The 16,513-nt window shown below is 37.8% G+C and carries 20 protein-coding genes; 16 read left to right on the top strand and 4 right to left on the bottom strand.

The features are described from left to right. Positions 1-27 precede the first annotated feature (27 nt). The 4 genes from PCY16_RS07355 to PCY16_RS11245 are packed head-to-tail and all read right to left on the bottom strand — an operon-like array spanning position 28 to position 2,574. Positions 28-1,167 (bottom strand): site-specific integrase, encoded by a 1,140-nt coding sequence (locus tag PCY16_RS07355; RefSeq protein ID WP_014635152.1) that lies wholly within the window; start codon positions 1,165-1,167, stop codon positions 28-30. Between the two features lies 1 nt (position 1,168). Further along, on the bottom strand, positions 1,169-1,357 hold the full coding sequence (locus PCY16_RS07350) for a DUF3173 domain-containing protein (RefSeq protein WP_002903611.1): 189 nt from the start codon (positions 1,355-1,357) through the stop codon (positions 1,169-1,171). Between the two features lie 11 nt (positions 1,358-1,368). After that, positions 1,369-2,346, bottom strand: coding sequence for a replication initiation protein (locus tag PCY16_RS07345; RefSeq protein ID WP_014635151.1), 978 nt, complete (start codon positions 2,344-2,346; stop codon positions 1,369-1,371). 45 nt (positions 2,347-2,391) lie between these two features. Continuing rightward, positions 2,392-2,574 (bottom strand): hypothetical protein, encoded by a 183-nt coding sequence (locus PCY16_RS11245; RefSeq protein WP_041826713.1) that lies wholly within the window; start codon positions 2,572-2,574, stop codon positions 2,392-2,394. 219 nt (positions 2,575-2,793) lie between these two features. Here PCY16_RS11245 and PCY16_RS07340 point away from each other — a divergent pair, with 219 nt between their 5' ends. The 16 genes from PCY16_RS07340 (at position 2,794) to rplV (ending at position 16,509) form a co-directional block, all read left to right on the top strand. Continuing rightward, entirely contained in the window at positions 2,794-3,303 is a 510-nt protein-coding gene (locus PCY16_RS07340; RefSeq protein ID WP_014635150.1) for a helix-turn-helix domain-containing protein, read from the top strand. A gap of 317 nt (positions 3,304-3,620) precedes the next feature. Then, complete coding sequence (locus PCY16_RS07335) at positions 3,621-4,631, top strand: YeiH family protein (protein ID WP_014635149.1); 1,011 nt, start codon at positions 3,621-3,623, stop codon at positions 4,629-4,631. A gap of 347 nt (positions 4,632-4,978) precedes the next feature. Continuing rightward, positions 4,979-6,124 carry a low temperature requirement protein A gene (locus PCY16_RS07330; RefSeq protein ID WP_014635148.1) on the top strand — a complete coding sequence of 382 codons (1,146 nt, stop codon included), beginning with the start codon at positions 4,979-4,981 and terminating at the stop codon, positions 6,122-6,124. A 511-nt stretch (positions 6,125-6,635) separates the two neighbouring features. Beyond that, positions 6,636-7,142, top strand: coding sequence for a DNA topology modulation protein (locus tag PCY16_RS07325; RefSeq protein ID WP_070576064.1), 507 nt, complete (start codon positions 6,636-6,638; stop codon positions 7,140-7,142). A gap of 235 nt (positions 7,143-7,377) precedes the next feature. Continuing rightward, a complete protein-coding gene (locus PCY16_RS07320) occupies positions 7,378-8,670 on the top strand; it encodes an adenylosuccinate synthase (RefSeq protein ID WP_014632520.1) in 1,293 nt (430 codons plus the stop codon). A gap of 275 nt (positions 8,671-8,945) precedes the next feature. Continuing rightward, positions 8,946-9,380, top strand: a complete 435-nt coding sequence (locus PCY16_RS07315; RefSeq protein ID WP_195413426.1) for a low molecular weight protein-tyrosine-phosphatase — start codon at positions 8,946-8,948, stop codon at positions 9,378-9,380. Next, positions 9,377-9,787 (top strand): hypothetical protein, encoded by a 411-nt coding sequence (locus PCY16_RS07310; RefSeq protein WP_195413425.1) that lies wholly within the window; start codon positions 9,377-9,379, stop codon positions 9,785-9,787. Before PCY16_RS07315 ends, PCY16_RS07310 begins: the two co-directional genes overlap by 4 nt. Continuing rightward, positions 9,784-11,607 (top strand): acyltransferase family protein, encoded by a 1,824-nt coding sequence (locus PCY16_RS07305; protein WP_014635144.1) that lies wholly within the window; start codon positions 9,784-9,786, stop codon positions 11,605-11,607. Before PCY16_RS07310 ends, PCY16_RS07305 begins: the two co-directional genes overlap by 4 nt. Positions 11,608-11,687: 80 nt before the next feature. Further along, positions 11,688-12,689, top strand: a complete 1,002-nt coding sequence (gene ruvB / locus PCY16_RS07300; protein ID WP_002892095.1) for a Holliday junction branch migration DNA helicase RuvB — start codon at positions 11,688-11,690, stop codon at positions 12,687-12,689. Between the two features lie 243 nt (positions 12,690-12,932). Beyond that, entirely contained in the window at positions 12,933-13,241 is a 309-nt protein-coding gene (gene rpsJ, locus PCY16_RS07295; protein ID WP_002885653.1) for a 30S ribosomal protein S10, read from the top strand. A 114-nt stretch (positions 13,242-13,355) separates the two neighbouring features. Next, positions 13,356-13,982 carry a 50S ribosomal protein L3 gene (rplC, locus tag PCY16_RS07290; RefSeq protein WP_002885755.1) on the top strand — a complete coding sequence of 209 codons (627 nt, stop codon included), beginning with the start codon at positions 13,356-13,358 and terminating at the stop codon, positions 13,980-13,982. Positions 13,983-14,006: 24 nt separating this feature from the next. Beyond that, positions 14,007-14,630 (top strand): 50S ribosomal protein L4, encoded by a 624-nt coding sequence (rplD, locus tag PCY16_RS07285; protein ID WP_195413424.1) that lies wholly within the window; start codon positions 14,007-14,009, stop codon positions 14,628-14,630. Continuing rightward, entirely contained in the window at positions 14,630-14,926 is a 297-nt protein-coding gene (locus PCY16_RS07280; RefSeq protein WP_002887066.1) for a 50S ribosomal protein L23, read from the top strand. The genes rplD and PCY16_RS07280 overlap by 1 nt, the downstream gene beginning before the upstream one ends. 17 nt (positions 14,927-14,943) lie before the next feature. Beyond that, entirely contained in the window at positions 14,944-15,777 is an 834-nt protein-coding gene (gene rplB / locus PCY16_RS07275) for a 50S ribosomal protein L2 (protein ID WP_002887065.1), read from the top strand. A 93-nt stretch (positions 15,778-15,870) separates the two neighbouring features. Beyond that, positions 15,871-16,149 (top strand): 30S ribosomal protein S19, encoded by a 279-nt coding sequence (rpsS, locus tag PCY16_RS07270; protein ID WP_000533765.1) that lies wholly within the window; start codon positions 15,871-15,873, stop codon positions 16,147-16,149. Between the two features lie 15 nt (positions 16,150-16,164). Beyond that, positions 16,165-16,509 carry a 50S ribosomal protein L22 gene (gene rplV / locus PCY16_RS07265; protein WP_002887063.1) on the top strand — a complete coding sequence of 115 codons (345 nt, stop codon included), beginning with the start codon at positions 16,165-16,167 and terminating at the stop codon, positions 16,507-16,509. Positions 16,510-16,513 lie beyond the last annotated feature (4 nt).

Raw genomic sequence — 16,513 nt, 5'->3', positions numbered from 1 at the left:
TTGCCCCATCATTTGCCCCACATTTTTTTATGAGCAATCTTTCCAGACATCTCTAATTTGATTAAATTCTTCAAAAATTTTCTCTTCTAAAGTGTGTCCATATACTTCTACTAACATTGAAATATCTTTATGCCCTAGAATTTTTGCAATAACTCCAAGGTCAAATCCTTTGTGCCAGAGGTAGCTTCCATAGGTATGACGTGCTCCTTTTGTCGTGATAATTGGATAAATATCTAATTCATTTAAAAGAACACTCAAAGCTTTATTGACACTTGCAATATCTGGTACCAAGTGAATATATCCATAATGCTGAAAAATCATTTTATACCTATTCTTGATTCCTAGCTCTTTATTAGCCTTCTCCTGTTCAATTTTTAGGTCTTGTAATATCTTAATACATTCTTCGTCTATCGGTACCATCCGAATAGACGTTTTGTTTTTTGGAGGGACAAATTTATGAGAAAGGGTATTAAACCTCCTATATGTTTTTAGCAGTCCTCTGTCAAAGTCAACTTCATTCCAAGTTAACGCTATTAACTCTCCAAACCTCATGCCTGTTTTTAATAGAAAATAGATGATATAAGGAACAATTGAACGTTGGTAATCAAATTTTTTCTTTACTGCTAAAAGTAAATCCAGATAGTCCCTTTCTGTATGTAAATATTTCTCTTCTGTCATCTGTTGTTCTTTGGATGAAAATAACTCGACATGTTGTGTAAAATCATCAATTAGAACTTTGTCGGCAATTGCCATTTGGATGCTCTGATGAATCCCAGTATTCAATCTACCAAGAAAATTTCTACCAACTGTTTGTCCATACTTATTCATAATTCTTTGGTATTCACTCGCACGAATTTGAGTGACTTTTTTATTTCCAAATAATCTTTCAATTGTGTTTTTACGGAGAAGATATTTTTTCTTTGTCTCTTCCGACCTACTACTCGGTAGAATTTTTAGTTCAAGCCATTCTTGATACAGATCTACAAGAGAAATATCTCTAGAAATTCTTTTTCCTAAACGAAGTTCTTGCAGAATCGGTTCAGCTTCTGACTCTGCAAGTTTTTTTGTTTTAAAACCGCTATTATGAACAACAGTTTTCCCTTCGCTACGAATTTCATAGGTCCATAAATTACTATCTCCTCGCTTTCGATAACGAACACTTGCCATATTACGCCACCTCAGTTCCTAGAATCTCATTTACAACACTTTTTGGAACAACCATCAAACGTTTGCGATTATAAAATGTATAGCCTCGTGAGACAAGTAATTCTCTTGCCTGATGGATGATATCATTTGCAGTGTGAGGGCGATAGCCCATTTCAATTAATTCTTTGTTGCTAATTAAATTATGATCCATAGTTATCCTCCTTATTGATTTTCTAAAGTCAGAAACTCACCTACAAGTAGTTGTAATTCTGTATTTAATTTAGGGAGATTCTGTATTAATACTTCTTTTAATTCTTCCGCAAATTGGTTCGTTTCTTCTCTCAATAGTTTGCGGACTCTTGTTTTTTTCTTTTTGATGCTATCTGATTTTAAATTTGGAAAAGCCAATGACAACAGTTCAGGATTGTTGACAAAGATAATTGTAAATGCTCTTTGCTCCACTCGAATATGATCTAGCTTATAAAATCCGAAATTATCAAGTCGATTCATAATATCTTGGACCATCTCCTCACCAATCGCTTTGGTTCTGAGTTGGAACTCCAATCTCCACCAAAACGGATTTACACCCAAATCTAGCTTCTCTTCGCGCTTGTGAGCAATGATTTCTTTGTTCTTATCATATAACCTAACTTGTACATTACTACCGCTAGAACCCCAATATTTCGTCTCTAATTCGCCCCCTCGACCATAGAAGACCTTATGGGTAACACCACCTTTAATATGTTGCAAATTAACGATTTCAGGCCTGTTGAAAATGTCAAATGCCAAATCAAAACGAGACAAACGTACCGTCAATGAATTCAATCTGGCAAAGTACATTAATTGCCTCCAAACTTTCATTCCATCAAATTCTTTTAAAGTATTAGGATTGAAATCAATTCGAATCAATTGTTCACCTCCATAAGTGGATAATTGGAAAAATATAATATTGATTGAATCATACTCATTAAAATCCTTAGCTAAAGTAAAGACATCATCTCGCACGTTATCATGTATTTCAAATGAGTCAACTCTTGTACTTATTGCCTGTTTCAGATTTTTGAAAATTCGTCTTAGGGAACCAGTGTCTGTATCCCAGATAACCGTTAATCTATCAATACTGACATCTAACCTCTGTACTAATTCTCCTATTTCACATCGTTCTTGAATGCTTCTTAAATCTTGTATAGAAACCAACAAAATTGTCCCCCCTTCTTTTAGATTTTTTAGGCCTCAGAAACACCGTCAAATCAACGTTTGATCGTTCCGTCGTTCTTTGGACGTTGTCCTAAGTGTACCTTTTTGCTGGCTGTTAGAATAGCCAGCTTTTGCTTGGCTAGAAATTGTCTGGACGGCAGCCTGCAGGACTTCGCCTGACTTCCCGTCAGGCTCGTCCCTTGCCCTTGTCCACACAATTTCTAGCTCCAAGGCTTCGAATAGTCATCAGTCATAGTCATAGTCATAGTCTCGTCCTCAAATTCCTCCTCACTCACTATTCCTAAACATATGAGTTATTTGTATCGTTTATAACTTATTTGTAAGTTATAAATATATTTTATAAAAAATATTTTGAGTAGTCAACTAAAAACTTGATTTGTAAGTTTATAGGTGATAGAATAAGTTTAAAATACAACATAGGAGTTTATCATGACCTTTATTATTCAAAATTTTGGACCCAATTTGGCACGACTACGCATAGAAAAAGGAGTAAGTCAAACTCAACTTGCGGAAGATTTAGGAATCGGTAAACAGTCCATCTCTGATTACGAAAAACAAAAAAGCTATCCTACCTTTGCAAATTTGGATAAGATAGCAGAATATTTTAATGCAACTCCAACCCAACTATTTGGAACTAGTAAAGAGATTGAGTTAGAAAAGAGTGTTCTTGAAACTAATGAATACTCTGATAAAGTAAGTGAAATCTTAAAAGCTGTCAAATACATCGAACATTTTCTAGAAACAGATGGACAGTACTTAGAGGATTTACTTTACCTAACAAGAGGCAACCAACTATACACAGAAGATGGAGAAGAGTTGTATATGGATCCAACTTCTCCGAAAAGAACATTTCATAACCAATATGAACCTGGTTTTATTGTAGCAAGAGATAAATCCCCACTAGAACTCTTAATTGAAAATAAGGACCTATTAGATTAAAAAAAGCGAGGATATGTACTGATCCCAAAAGTTAGATTTTCTCTGTCTAACTTTTGGGGTGCAGTACATTTTCAACTCTCTTATTTATTTTCTTATCTCACATAATTACTTCACATATCCAGGCTCATCAAATTCATTTTTTTTTCAATAACATATGCCACATTTGCATCCTTATTGGTCAAAGAACATATATCTATTGAACTACAAAAGCTCTCTGACCGCAAAATTCCGTTAATTTACAACCTTATTCCTACTTTCTATTTTACTTTTCTGACAGATAAGATTATAATAAGAAGTATTTATTTTCGGAGGTTTTTATGTCATTTCTATCAAAAAATTGGGCAGGACTGTTAGCCTGTCTTATCATTTCTATCATCTCTTGGGTTTTAGGAGGCTTTCTGCCTGTTGTGGGAGCACCTGTTTTCGCCATTTTTATCGGAATGATTCTCTACCCCTTTCTCACTCCCTATAAACAACTGGATGCTGGTTTGACTTATAGCTCCAAAAAATTGCTTCAGTATGCTGTTATCTTGCTTGGGTTTGGACTCAATATCTCACAAGTTTTCGCAGTTGGAAAATCTTCCCTTCCTGTCATCCTCTCGACTATTTCTATCGCTTTAATTATTGCTTTCTTTTTCCAACGATTTTTTAACATGGATACAAAGCTAGCTACCTTGATTGGGGTAGGCTCTTCTATCTGTGGCGGTTCTGCCATTGCAGCGACTGCTCCTGTTATTCACGCCAAGGAAAAAGAAGTAGCCCAAGCCATTTCTGTTATCTTTTTCTTCAATGTCTTGGCAGCTCTTATCTTTCCAACTCTAGGTTCTTGGCTCCATCTCTCCAACGAAGGTTTTGCTCTCTTTGCGGGTACTGCGGTCAACGATACTTCCTCTGTAACAGCCACAGCTAGCTCCTGGGATAGTCTGTATCATACCAATACTCTAGAATCTGCAACCATTGTCAAACTGACTCGTACCTTAGCTATTATCCCTATTACTCTCTTCCTCTCCTATTGGCAAAGCCGTCAACAAGACAACAACCAAGGAGTAAAGCTTAAAAAAATCTTCCCCGTTTTCATTCTCTACTTCATCCTAGCTTCTCTGCTAACTACCGTCCTTACTTCTTTTGGTGTTAGCAATAGCTTCTTTTCACCTCTCAAACAGCTCTCCAAATTCCTCATCATCATGGCTATGAGTGCTATTGGTCTCAAAACTAACCTCGTTGCTATGATCAAATCCAGTGGAAAATCCATTCTTCTTGGAGCCCTTTGCTGGATCGCTATCATCCTGACTAGTCTTGGCATGCAATTACTCATCGGTATTTTCTAAGAAAAAAGGGAGCCTAAAGGCTACCTCAGAACGTAGACAAACGTCATTTTTGGCGTTTGTCTTTTTGTATCTTCAAAGATATTTTGTCTTATCATCTACTATTCCATCCAAAAATCTGATTTAAAGCAAAATAAAAAGGGATATTCCCTATCCATTTCGATAATTTTTTCATTACCCATTCTTCATTATCAATCATCAAACACTCTGCCTGTGAGTTGGTACATGAGGTAAATGTGCTCCAAGGTTTTGACAATTCGCGTCACATGAAGTTATTTAAGCATCTCCTTTTCTCTCATTACCATTTTCTGTTATAATAAATTGTACTTCTAGAATAGAAAGGTCTTAAGATGGCAACTCTTATTAAGCATAAACGTGTAGAATTTTCAGAACTATTTTATGACCTAGTGTTTGTTTTTGCAATTTCAAAAGCAACTGCTTTAATTCACCCTATTCATAACGGTGTTTTGGCTTGGGACTCTTTACTTGATTTCTTCATCTCTGTCATGGTTATCATCAATTCCTGGATGATTCAAACCATTTATACCAATCGCTATGGAACAAACTCGTTATTTAACATGGTAATCATGTTTATCAACATGGGACTTATGCTCTTTATATCCAATATGATTGGATACAATTGGCAACAATGGTACTATCATACCTGTTGGGCTGTTGGCACATTAACCCTTACCTTATTTTTTCAATATTTGGTTCAGTTTTTTAGAGGATCAACCGATAGTGCTGATCGGGAAAGTATCAAAGGTTTTCTATGGTTGACAGGTCTACAAAGCTTAGGAGTCTATCTGGCAGCTCTTTTTCCTATTTACGTTGGAGTCTATATCTTTATTGCTAGTATTCTGCTAACATTTATTGTGCCAATTTTCTTGATTACTAAAGATGAGCATTTCCAAGTAAATCTTCCCCATTTAATCGAGCGCGTCTCCCTTCTTGTCATTATTACGTTTGGAGAGATGGTTATTGGGCTAGTTAACTTCTTTACAGTTGAGAATTTCTCGATATATTCGGTTCTTAATTTCGTTATCATGCTTTCTCTGTTCTTGTTTTATTTTGGTGAATTTGACCATGCTATTGACGAAGGATCCAATCAAAAGGGATTATTTATAATTTATAGTCACTATCCTATTTTCATTGGGCTTATGTTGATGACAGTTTCGATGGGTTTTCTTCTGAATCCTGAGGCTAATCTTCTCGTTGCAATCAGCTTCTTTTATATCGGAATTGGCCTCTTCCAAGCTGCTGTCCTAGCAAATGGGCCCTATAACAAAAACTATCTTCGCTATTCGAAAAGTTACTACTGTGCTCAAGCGACACTCTATCTGGCTGCCTTGATTCTCTCTTTGGTTTTCGCTTCGAATCCTACAATAGTGCTGAGTATTGCAACCATCTTCGCTCTAGCTATAGCCATTCATTTTATTTATTTTTATGTGACACAGAATAAAAAATATTCCAAATCTAACTGGGGGTTCTTTTAATGAGTTTATAACATAAAAAAGCTTTGGGAACCAAGGCTTTATATGATATCAATCACCGACCACGAAAATGTTTAGCTTACAGAACTGCTAGTGAAGCTCTAGAGGATGAGTTCGAGTAAATGTTGCACTTATTCTTGCAATTTATCATTTACTTGATGCACGAACTCGATATTTTTTTCGTTAATTTGTTTTTGCCCCACTTTTGCCCCATTTTTAAATCCTGACATTGAAAATACCTAAAAGTATTTCCCTAAAATCAGCTATATTTCAACATTTTTGTTTATTTTCAATATGAAAAGTTCTTACAAATTCATGTAGGGGGCATCTTAATATCGGAAAGAGACTTGCTTGTAAGTCTCTTTTTTATTTTTCTAAGAAAGAACTCACTTTAAACAGAACTTTACGTGTTTATTTGTCTAAACGAGAGTTGTTCCCAATGATAATTTCTTCTAAATATATGCTTTGTGTTATGATAATAGTCAAGAAACAGAATTGAAAAAGGAGACATGAGTTGAAAATTGCAATCATTGGCTATAGTGGTTCTGGAAAGTCGACTTTGGCAAATTTTTTAGGTCAACACTACGATTGTGAGGTACTTCATTTAGATAAAATTCATTTCACATCAAATTGGCAAGAGCGAACAGTTGATGAAATGACTGGCGATATATCAACATTTATGCTACAAAGTGATTGGATTATTGAAGGGAATTACTCGGCCTGTCTTTATGAAGAACGTATGAGGGAAGCTGACTGTATTGTCTATTTCAACTTTAACAGAGTTAATTGTCTCTATCGGGCGTTTAGGCGTTATTTAACATATAGGGGAAAGACACGTCCTAGCATGGCAGAAGGCTGTAATGAAAAATTTGATTTTACATTTGTGAAATGGATTTTATTAGACGGACGTTCTCAAAAATATGTAGAGAGATATAATGCAGTTGTTAAAAATTATTCTGACAAGACAATTATTTTAAAGAATCAAAGGCAGTTAAATGATTATATGAAGCAGGTTAAATAGCTGATAGTTATACATAATAAGCAAGGTTAAAAAGATATAGTAAATAACTAGTTGCAATCTTAGCTATAACTGTCAGAATATTTTGTAAGAAGCGCTTTCAACGTTGAACAAATAGACTTTTTTCTGCTATAATAAACTGTAACGCAAAACTTGTGGGTGAAATTCCCACCGTGAAGTTTTTCAAGAAAGGTGGGGACAGCCTCGTAAAGGTGGAGCTGTCCGTTATCAAAATAATATGACATCAGTAGTTGTTGTGGGTACCCAGTGGGGTGATGAAGGTAAAGGGAAAATTACAGATTTCCTAAGTCAAGATGCCGAAGTGATTGCACGTTATCAAGGTGGAGACAATGCAGGTCACACGATTGTTATCGATGGTAAGAAATTTAAATTGCACTTGATTCCATCAGGTATTTTCTTCCCAGAGAAAATCTCTGTTATCGGGAACGGTGTAGTGGTCAATCCTAAATCACTTGTCAAAGAGTTGGAATATCTTCATGCAGAAGGTGTGTCAACAGAGAGCCTTCGTATTTCTGACCGCGCACACGTTATTTTGCCGTACCATATTAAACTTGATCAACTGCAAGAAGCCGCCAAAGGTGACAATAAGATTGGTACAACTAACAAAGGTATTGGTCCTGCCTATATGGATAAGGCTGCGCGTGTAGGTATCCGTATTGCAGACCTTTTGGATAAAGAAATCTTTGCTGATCGTTTGAAAACGAACTTAGCTGAGAAAAACCGTCTTTTCAGTAAGATGTATGAAGCTGAAGAATTATCATTCGATGAGATTTTTGAAGAATACTACGCTTACGGACAACAAATTAAGCAATATGTCACAGATACATCCGTTATCTTGAATGACGCTCTTGATGCAGGTAAACGTGTCCTCTTTGAAGGAGCTCAAGGGGTTATGCTTGATATTGACCAAGGTACTTACCCATTTGTAACGTCATCAAACCCAGTTGCGGGTGGTGTTACAATCGGTTCTGGTGTTGGTCCATCTAAAATTAATAAGGTAGTTGGTGTATGTAAGGCCTATACGAGTCGTGTTGGTGATGGTCCTTTCCCAACTGAGTTATTTGATGAAGTTGGTGAACGCATCCGTGAAGTTGGTCATGAATATGGAACAACAACAGGACGTCCACGTCGTGTAGGATGGTTTGACTCAGTGGTGATGCGCCATAGTCGTCGTGTATCAGGTATCACAAACCTCAGCTTGAACTGTATCGATGTTCTCTCAGGTCTTGACACTGTAAAAATTTGTGTAGCTTATGACCTTGATGGTGAGCGTATTGATCACTACCCAGCTAGTCTTGAGCAACTGAAACGTTGTAAACCAATCTATGAAGAATTGCCAGGTTGGGAAGAAGACATTACAGGTTGCCGTAGTTTAGATGAGCTTCCTGAAAATGCTCGTAATTATGTTCGTCGTGTTGGTGAATTGGTAGGTGTACGTATCTCTACTTTCTCTGTAGGACCAGGACGTGAACAAACAAACATCCTTGAAAGTGTTTGGTCAAATATCTAAAGCCAACAAAAGGAGAATCTAGGAAACTAGGTTCTCTTTTCTCACGCCTTAAACATATAGATTAATATGAATATTGCAACTGTTAAAAAAGGTGACTAATTTTTCGATATGATTAGGAAAGAAACCTTTCTATTTGATTAGTTTTTCGGTATAATATGGATTGATTAAATGAAAATTAATGAGAACCTACTTTCATGATTTAAAAGTGTGTTCATAATTTTGACGAAGAAAATAAGTGAGCAGATCTCTTAATAGTTTTGGGCAAGAGGTGAATAATGAATAAGATTGTATTTGTTTGTCTGGGGAATATTTGTCGTAGCCCAATGGCAGAATTTGTGATGAAAGAGCTGGACCAAGAAAAGTCTTTGCATATCGAAAGTCGCGCGACATCTTCATGGGAGCATGGAAATTCAGTTCATCAAGGAACCCAAAAGATTTTAAGAGAATATGCTATTTCTTTTGACTCGTCCAAGGGCTCACAACAGATTAGTCAGGCGGATTTTGAGTTCTTTGATCTAGTTGTTGGAATGGATGAGTCAAATGTTGAGGATCTTCTACAGATATCTGCAGGGCGTTATGACGATAAAATCAAGCTTTTCAGACCTGGTGGAGTTCCGGACCCATGGTATACAGGTGACTTTGAAGAAACATACAAATTGGTAACTGCAGGTTGTCGAGACTGGTTACAGTGGATTAAGGATAGACAATGAATTTTAAACAACTAAAGGATTTTGATTTTAAAAATATTGATATTGACCGAAAACAATTTGAGCGTATTACAGTAGGGGTTATTATTTTATGCGCCCTGTCCTTGTTTTTGGTGACTATAAAAACGCAACATTCTATCAAGATTGATGGGACTAAGATTGCCTATAAAGGTCAGATACAGAACCATCGTTTGAATGGTCATGGAACTTTGACCTATGATAATGGTGATACCTATACGGGAGAATTTAAGAATGGTTCCTTTAATGGTCAAGGAACCTTCAAATCTCATGAGGGTTGGATTTATCAAGGAGAGTTCAAGTCTGGTCAAGCCGATGGTCAAGGAAAATTGACTACTGAAAATAAGGTTACCTACAAAGGAAAATTTAAACAGGGGATTTTTAAAGGATGAGAATTAACTGGTTTTCTTATATTCGTGTGACAGGACTTCTTTTGGTTCTGATTTATCATTTCTTCCCAAGTATTCTTCCTGGGGGCTTCATCGGTGTTGATGTCTTCTTTACCTTCTCAGGGTATTTGATTACAGCACTTTTGATTGATGAGGTATCTAGGACGCATCGCATTGATTACCTTGGTTTTATGCGACGACGCTTCTACCGGATAGTACCACCACTTGTGTTGATGGTTCTTATCTGCACCCCTTTGGCACTCTTGGTTCGAAATGATTTTATTGCAGGTATTGGACGTCAAATCACCTCTGTTATCGGTTTTGTAACTAACTATTATGAGATTTTGACCGGGGGAAATTATGAGAACCAGTTTAACCAGCATATTTACCTCCATACATGGAGTCTGGCTATTGAGGTTCACTATTATATTCTTTGGGGTGCCTTGCTTTGGTTCCTAGCTAAGCGTGTTAAACATCAAAATCAATTTAGAAGTCTAGTCTTTATGGTATCTCTTGCCTGCTTTATGGTGAGCTTCCTATCAATGTTTATTAGCGCTTTCTTTGTTGATAGTTTTTCTCGCTTATATTTCTCATCAATTACGCATGCCTATCCATTCTTCCTAGGTTCTCTCTTTGCGACACTTTCAGGTGTGTATGAAACGACCGCTAGGTTCAAGAAAAATATACGCCTTTGGACTCTGAAAAAGACAGTCCTTTATATGGTAGGAAGTTTTGCTTTGCTCGTATTGTTGGGCTTAGTCCTTCATTTTGAGGAACGCATCACCTATCTATTTGGTTTTGTTTTAGCTAGTTTGTTCACGGCTGTTATGATTTACTCTGCCCGTGTCCTCCATGAGAAATTGCCTGGAAAATCAGAGCCTGCTCTTATTAGTTATTTGGCAGAGATTAGCTATAGTGTCTATCTTTTTCACTGGCCACTATATATTATCTTTAGTCAATTGACCAATAATATTATCGCAGTCATTCTGACAACGATTCTGTCAATTGTTTTTGCAACACTTTCCTACTATATAATAGAGCCATTTATTGCAGGAAGAAAGGCCAGTCTCTTTGGAATAGATTTAGACTTGACGCCGTACCGACATATTGTGCTTTATGTTTTTAGTGGTCTTACTTTAATTACAGTGCTTATTTCTCTCTTTGCGCCAGCTGTAGGGAACTTCGAGAAAGATTTAGAAGCTAATGGTTTGTCGCAAGCTCAGACTAAGATGAAATTAACGCGTACCAATGCGGAAAACAGTCAGGCTACTTCATTTGGTGTGAATAAGGGAGTGACAGTTTTAGGGGACTCCGTAGCTCTTAGATCAAAAGATCAGCTGGAATCAAGTATTGATAATGTCGCTATAGATGCAGTTGTCAGTCGTAACCTATCAACAATCAATGATTTGCTTAAAGATTATGCGGATAGTAATGCTCTTGCTAAGGATGTTGTCATTGCTGGTGGTGTTAATGAGATTGACGACTATAAAGGCGTTATTAATAAAATCATCAAGAATTTACCTAAGGGTCACCATATTATCTTTGTGACACCATATAATGGTAGTAAATCTGGTAATGAGGCCCAATCTTTGATTCAGTTACGTAAGTATGAGTTAGAGATGGCTAAGAAATACGACTTTGTGACGGTTGCTGACTGGTATCAAGTGGCTAAAGAAAATATTTCTATCTGGAATGGTACAGATGGGGTTCACTTTGGATCTGATAGCGACTCTATTAACCGTGGTGCTAAACTCTATACTAAGACAATTAAAGAAGCTATAGAGAAAGCTGATAAGGCACCAGTTAAGGGTGGTAAGAAATAATCAAAAGAGAAGGCAAGTCTTGTCTTCTTTTTTATGGACAAATTTTGACTGCATTTTTTGTTTTGTGCTAAAATAAGCCTATGGCAAGAATATTAGATAATGATTTACTAGGAGATGAAGAGTATGTTGAGCGTACCCTTCGTCCTCAGTACTTTAAGGAATATATTGGTCAAGATAAGGTTAAGGACCAATTAAAGATTTTTATAGAGGCAGCTAAACTTCGTGATGAAGCATTGGATCATACTCTTTTGTTTGGTCCTCCAGGTTTAGGGAAAACGACCATGGCTTTTGTGATAGCTAATGAGATGGGCGTCAATTTAAAGCAGACGTCTGGGCCAGCAATTGAGAAGGCTGGAGATCTGGTTGCCATACTAAATGACTTGGAGCCAGGTGATATCTTATTTATTGATGAGATTCATCGAATGCCTATGGCAGTGGAAGAAGTACTTTATAGTGCTATGGAAGATTACTACATCGATATCATGATTGGTGCAGGTGAAACAAGTCGTAGTGTTCACCTAGAGTTACCACCGTTCACTTTAGTGGGTGCAACCACACGAGCAGGTATGTTGTCAAATCCATTGAGGGCTCGTTTTGGGATTAATGGTCATATGGAATATTATGAGTTACCAGATTTGAAGGAAATTATAGAACGCACTTCAGAAATCTTTGATATGACTATAACACCTGAGGCTGCCCTAGAGTTAGCACGTCGTAGTCGTGGAACGCCACGTATTGCTAACCGCCTACTTAAGCGTGTGAGAGACTATGCACAAATTATGGGTGATGGCATCATTGATGATAAGATTGCAGACAAGGCGTTGACTATGTTGGATGTGGACCATGAAGGACTAGATTATGTCGACCAAAAAATTCTCCGAACCATGATTGAGATGTATGGTGGTGGACCGGTTGGTCTAGGGACCTTGTCAGTTAATATTGCTGAAGAGCGAGAAACGGTAGAAGATATGTATGAACCCTATCTAATTCAAAAAGGATTTATTATGCGAACACGAACAGGACGTGTTGCAACGGTTAAAGCCTATGAACACATGGGGTACGACTACACTAAAGAAAGTTGATAAAAAATCCATCGAAGGTGGATTTTTTTGTTTAGTCAAAAAGAAAATAAAGAAAAAAGAAAAAAACTTAAAAAATCCCTTGCAATGAGTGGGTTCTTTTGTTATTATATTATGGTGCTGTAAATACAGCACTTAGCTATGATACAAGAGGTTGCGACACGCCTGGTTGCACTGCCACGCAATCCGTGTTGGTTTTCTTGAGGAGCTAGCCTATTATCTTAAATAGACGAAAGAGGAGAAAAAATGGCAAACAAAAAAATTCGTATCCGTTTGAAAGCTTACGAACACCGTACGCTTGATACAGCGGCTGAAAAAATCGTAGAAACTGCAACTCGCACAGGTGCAACAGTTGCTGGACCAGTTCCACTTCCAACTGAACGTAGTCTCTACACAATTATTCGTGCGACTCACAAATATAAAGATTCTCGCGAACAATTTGAAATGCGTACACACAAACGTCTTATCGACATCATCAACCCAACTCAAAAAACAGTTGACGCTTTGATGAAACTTGATCTTCCAAGTGGTGTGAACGTAGAAATCAAACTTTAATTTAAAGTTTGATTCAATGAGCATAAAAAACGCTCGTTAAAAACTTTTTTGAGCATAAAAAACGCTCATAAAAAACTTTTTGAAAAAACAATAAAGTAAAGGAAATATTTTCTCATGACAAAAGGAATCTTAGGGAAAAAAGTGGGAATGACTCAAATCTTCACTGAAGCAGGTGAATTTATCCCTGTTACTGTCATCGAAGCTACTCCAAACGTTGTGCTTCAAGTTAAAACTGTTGAGACAGACGGTTACGAAGCAGTTCAAGTTGGTTTTGACGACAAACGCGAAGTATTGAGCAACAAACCTGCCAAAGGCCACGTAGCGAAAGCTAACACAGCTCCTAAGCGCTTCATTCGTGAATTCAAAAACATTGAAGGCTTGGAAGTTGGATCAGAAATCACTGTTGACACATTCGAAGCTGGAGATGTTGTTGACGTAACTGGTACTTCAAAAGGTAAAGGTTTCCAAGGTGTTATCAAACGCCACGGTCAATCACGCGGACCTATGGCTCACGGTTCTCGTTATCACCGTCGTCCAGGTTCAATGGGACCTGTTGCGCCTAACCGTGTTTTCAAAAACAAACACTTGGCAGGACGTATGGGTGGCAACCGTGTGACAATTCAAAATCTTGAAGTTGTACAAGTTATCCCAGAGAAAAACGTTATCCTTATCAAAGGTAACGTACCAGGTGCTAAGAAATCTCTTATCACTATCAAATCAGCAGTTAAAGCTGCTAAATAATAAGAAAGGAGAAATCAGTTAAAAATGGCAAACGTAAAACTATTTGACCAAACTGGTAAAGAAGTTAGCACAGTTGAACTTAACGACGCTATCTTCGGTATCGAACCAAACGAATCAGTAGTATTTGATGTCGTAATCAGCCAACGTGCTAGCCTTCGCCAAGGTACTCACGCGGTTAAAAACCGTTCAGCAGTATCAGGTGGTGGACGTAAACCATGGCGTCAAAAAGGAACTGGACGTGCTCGTCAAGGTTCTATCCGCTCACCACAATGGCGTGGTGGTGGTGTTGTCTTCGGACCAACTCCACGTTCTTACGGATACAAACTTCCACAAAAAGTTCGTCGCCTTGCATTGAAATCTGTTTACTCAGCTAAAGTTGCAGAAGATAAATTTGTAGCAGTTGAAGCTCTTTCATTTGCAGCTCCAAAAACTGCTGAATTCGCAAACGTTCTTTCAGCTCTTAGCATCGATTCTAAAGTACTTGTTATCGTTGAAGAAGGAAACAAATTCGCTGAAATTTCAGCACGTAACCTTGCAAACGTAACTGTTGCAACTCCTGCAACTGCAAGCGTACTTGACATCGTAAACGCAGATAAACTTCTTGTTACTAAAGAAGCTATCTCATCAATCGAGGAGGTTCTTGCATAATGAATTTGTATGACGTAATCAAAAAACCTGTTATCACTGAGAAATCTATGATTGCTCTTGAAGCAGGAAAATACACTTTCGAAGTTGATACACGTGCACACAAACTCTTGATCAAACAAGCAGTTGAAGCTGCATTTGAAGGTGTTAAAGTTGCTAGCGTGAACACTGTAACTGTTAAACCAAAACAAAAACGTGTTGGACGTTACACTGGTTTCACTTCAAAAACTAAAAAAGCTATCATCACTCTTACAGCTGATTCTAAAGCAATCGAGTTGTTTGCAGCTGAAGCTGAATAATCAAAGGAGAAATTAACGTGGGTATTAAAGTTTATAAACCAACGACAAATGGCCGTCGTAACATGACTTCTTTGGATTTCGCAGAAATCACTACAAGCACTCCTGAAAAATCATTGCTTGTTTCTCTTAAGAACAAAGCTGGTCGTAACAACAACGGTCGTATCACTGTACGTCACCAAGGTGGCGGACACAAACGCCACTACCGTTTGATTGACTTCAAACGTAACAAAGATGGCGTTGAAGCAGTTGTTAAAACAATTGAGTATGATCCAAACCGTACTGCAAACATCGCTCTTGTACACTACACTGACGGGGTTAAAGCTTACATCATCGCACCTAAAGGTCTTGAAGTAGGTCAACGTATCGTTTCAGGTCCAGATGCGGATATCAAGATTGGTAACGCTCTTCCACTTGCAAACATCCCAGTTGGTACAGTTATCCACAACATTGAGCTTCAACCAGGTAAAGGTGCTGAACTTATCCGTGCCGCTGGTGCTTCTGCTCAAGTTTTGGGTCAAGAAGGTAAATACGTACTTGTTCGTCTTCAATCAGGCGAAGTTCGTATGGTTCTTGGTACATGTCGTGCAACTATCGGTACTGTAGGTAACGAACAACAATCACTTATCAACCTTGGTAAAGCCGGCCGTAATCGCTGGAAGGGTATTCGCCCAACAGTTCGTGGTTCTGTAATGAACCCTAACGATCACCCACACGGTGGTGGTGAAGGTAAAGCACCAGTTGGACGTAAAGCGCCATCTACTCCATGGGGTAAACCTGCGCTTGGTCTTAAAACTCGTAACAAGAAAGCTAAATCTGACAAACTTATCGTTCGTCGTCGTAACGAAAAATAATTTAGTCGCTTAGCACATAACATCCGCCAACTCGGTAGCATTTCTTAGTGCAAGCCGCTGTGGTACATTCAATTTAAAGGAGAAAACTACAAAATGGGACGTAGTCTTAAAAAAGGACCTTTCGTCGATGAGCATTTGATGAAAAAAGTTGAAGCTCAAGCAAATGACGAAAAGAAAAAAGTAATTAAAACTTGGTCACGTCGTTCAACGATTTTCCCAAGTTTCATCGGATACACTATCGCAGTTTATGATGGACGTAAACACGTTCCTGTTTACATCCAAGAAGACATGGTAGGTCACAAACTTGGTGAATTTGCACCAACTCGTACTTACAAAGGTCACGCAGCTGACGATAAGAAAACACGTCGTTAATAGGAGGAGGACACAATGGCAGAAATTACTTCAGCTAAAGCAATGGCTCGTACAGTGCGTGTTTCACCTCGTAAAACACGTCTTGTTCTTGATCTTATCCGTGGTAAGAACGTTGCTGATGCAATCGCAATCTTGAAATTCACTCCAAACAAAGCAGCTCGCATTGTTGAGAAAACTCTTAACTCTGCTATCGCTAACGCAGAAAACAACTTTGGTTTGGAAAAAGCTAACTTGGTAGTATCTGAAACATTCGCAAACGAAGGACCAACAATGAAACGTTTCCGTCCACGTGCGAAAGGTTCAGCTTCACCAATCAACAAACGCACAACTCACGTAACAGTAGTTGTGTCAGAAAAATAAGGAG

Origin of the sequence: Streptococcus sp. SS4, from assembly GCF_030440125.1 — a bacterium.
In the GTDB taxonomy this organism is placed as follows: domain Bacteria; phylum Bacillota; class Bacilli; order Lactobacillales; family Streptococcaceae; genus Streptococcus.
Note: the sequence above shows the minus strand (reverse complement) of the source record. Positions and strands in the feature narration are given on the sequence as shown.